Origin of the sequence: Sphingomonas sp. STIS6.2 (assembly GCF_000732685.2) — a bacterium.
GTDB classification, from domain to species: Bacteria; Pseudomonadota; Alphaproteobacteria; order Sphingomonadales; family Sphingomonadaceae; genus Sphingomonas; species Sphingomonas aerolata.
This window is the reverse complement of sequence record NZ_JPDP02000095.1, coordinates 1-2358: the sequence shown is the minus strand read 5'-3', so window position 1 is coordinate 2358 and position 2358 is coordinate 1. Positions and strand designations below refer to the sequence as shown.

The following is a 2358-nucleotide window of genomic DNA, read 5'->3' as shown; positions in this document are numbered from 1 at the left end:
GAGGTGCGGGCGACATTTAGCGCTGACAGACCGTGCGGATTAGCTCTGACATCCACAGCCTACTGGCTGAATAGATCAGTAGGCACTTTCCCGGAATTCGATCCTTGGGGGGGAAGGCATGGAACGGCAGAAAGCGCCGGAAAGCCGACTACGAGATCAACGTTGATTGCGTACAACCGGATGTGTCTCGACAATACGCCAGTTGCCGTTCTGCTGTCTCAGTCGAGCGACCTGTGGAACGTCCGTGCCCGTGTAACGAGCTGTGAATTCGCAGGTTGTCGTTGGCAGCTCGCTAGGCTCGCGTTCGCCGCAACTCACGTCCTGGATCCGCCAAACCCCCTGTGGCATATGAAACAAGACGATCTCCCCTTTCCAGAGAGCCTCATCAGCAATGGCCTTCATCACAGCGGTATCGTGGGCCAGTAGCGCGTCTATCAGCTCTGTGTCGGTAGGGCATAGCAGGAGTGAGGCGCATCGGCTCGTCGCGGCGAGCAACAGCATGGGGAACATGAGGCAGCCTCCCGGGAGATGCGACCGATACTCCGAACGCCGGTTCGACACCAACTGCGACTGCCATTCTTTCTTGGGCACGCAAATCTCAGAGCGGATAGGTTGGTCCCACCAAACCCGGCCGGTCCCAAAATACCATCCCCTGTGAGATAGCGTCGGCAACCCCGATGGCTGCTGGTCCGTTCGGGTTGATCACCATGCAGCGCCGCGACCACAGCCGGCGTTCGAACGGCGCATTACTGGAATGCGGTCTTGGCCTATCGAGCATTGAAGTCAGGCAACGATATGGCATGTACCCCCATAACGGGGAGCATTTGATATGCCGGTAATAAGGACGGTCGTAAGCGACGAGACCTATGCGTCGCTTTCGCGAAAGCAGCGGAAGGCGGGGTTGTTGAGCATATCCGCTCTTTTTTTGTCGAAATGCAATGAAACGGCTGACGATGCCGAAGCGGATAAGATCGTTCGACGGGCGTTCAAGCTTGCCGCCTGTAAGCCACCGGGGGAGGAATTCAGGGTTCAGGTTCTATTTCCACCAGCCACATGGGAGGAGTTTAGCAAAGGAGCGCGCCTCCGCAGTGGCCGAATATTCAAAGCCGAAACAAACGCGGGCCAACGGGGCATCCGAGCGGTGAGAACGTCCGGTTCCAACCACCAGTTCTACATTCGATCGAATGCCCATGAACAAGACTGATTACTATACCCGCGCGACGCTTTCACGTCCTAGATGACTACGGCTGCGACTGTATCCGTAGTAAATTACCAGTCCGATGGCCCCCCATACTGGTAGAACCAGCATTGCCCCGAAAGGCAGATTGAAAAAGAGAAAGATGCAACCCACAATTGTCGCGGGTCCGACTAGCCATAACGCCGGAGTTTTAAAAGAACGCTTCCGGTTTGGCTCGGTTTTGCGAAGTAGCATAACCGCTATGGCAACCATCATGAACGCATAAAGCGTACCAGCATTGGCGATATCAGCGAGTTGGCCGACTGGAAGAAATGCCGCCGCGAGTGAAACTACCAATCCAGTGATAATTGTAACGACGTACGGCGTTTTAAAGCGCGGATGAACACGGGACAGAGCGTCTGGCAGGAGGCCGTCTCTCGACATCACAAAGAATATGCGGGTTTGACCAAACATCAAAACGAGAATCACTGAAGGCAAGGCTACGAATGCTGCGATACCGAGCATATTGCCAACGGTTGAGAAGCCGACCTCGCGTAGAACGTGAGCTAGTGCCTCTTTTGAGCACACTAGGGCTTGTGCGTATTGTGGCAGGACGCATTGCCTAGCCAGCTCTTCAGAGCCCGCTGGCCAAGGCGTTCCATTTGGCCCCATGATCGGCTGACCACCAATTGTCCCGATCGCACCTGCAGCGACAATGATGTAAAAAACCGTACAGAATAGCAGTGAACCAATCAGCCCGATGGGAACGTTTCGCTGCGGATTTTTCGTTTCTTCTGCGGCAGTAGATACAGCATCAAATCCAACATAGGCGAAAAATATCGTTGCGGCCGCGCCGACAGCGCCAACGCCTGATCCAAACCCGCCAAAAGCACCCGCCGGCAAGAATGGGTTGAAGTGCGCCACTTCTACCCGAGGAAGGGTAATGACGACGAACGCCGTTAGCGCGGTGACTTTAATTGCCACCAGAATTGCGTTGACCTTGGCACTCTCGCTGGTGCCAACCACTAGCAGTAATGTGATCACCAAACCGATGAACACGGCAGGAAGATTGATGAACCCTCCGGGTGATCCGCCTAGAGCAAGTGGTCCAGCAGCAAGCCAAGAGGGTAAATGCACCCCCAGGAACTGAGTTAGTACTGTGCCTTGAAAATAATCCGACC

Annotated in this window: 2 protein-coding genes; one reads left to right on the top strand and one right to left on the bottom strand. The window is 54.9% G+C overall.

What is annotated here, in order from left to right:
- Nucleotides 1-829 precede the first annotated feature (829 nt).
- Nucleotides 830-1204 carry a DUF1413 domain-containing protein gene (locus sphst_RS21660; protein WP_081877527.1) on the top strand — a complete coding sequence of 125 codons (375 nt, stop codon included), beginning with the start codon at nucleotides 830-832 and terminating at the stop codon, nucleotides 1202-1204.
- Between the two features lie 3 nt (nucleotides 1205-1207).
- Here the strand turns inward: sphst_RS21660 and sphst_RS12485 are convergent.
- Nucleotides 1208-2358, bottom strand: a 1151-nt coding sequence (locus tag sphst_RS12485) for an amino acid permease (protein WP_107045608.1), incomplete at its 5' end; no start/stop codon positions are given.

What these genes read in the sequence shown, in the direction of transcription:
- sphst_RS21660 (WP_081877527.1), top strand. Translation starts at nt 830, where the DNA reads ATGCCGGTAATAAGGACGGTCGTAAGCGACGAGACCTATGCGTCGCTT.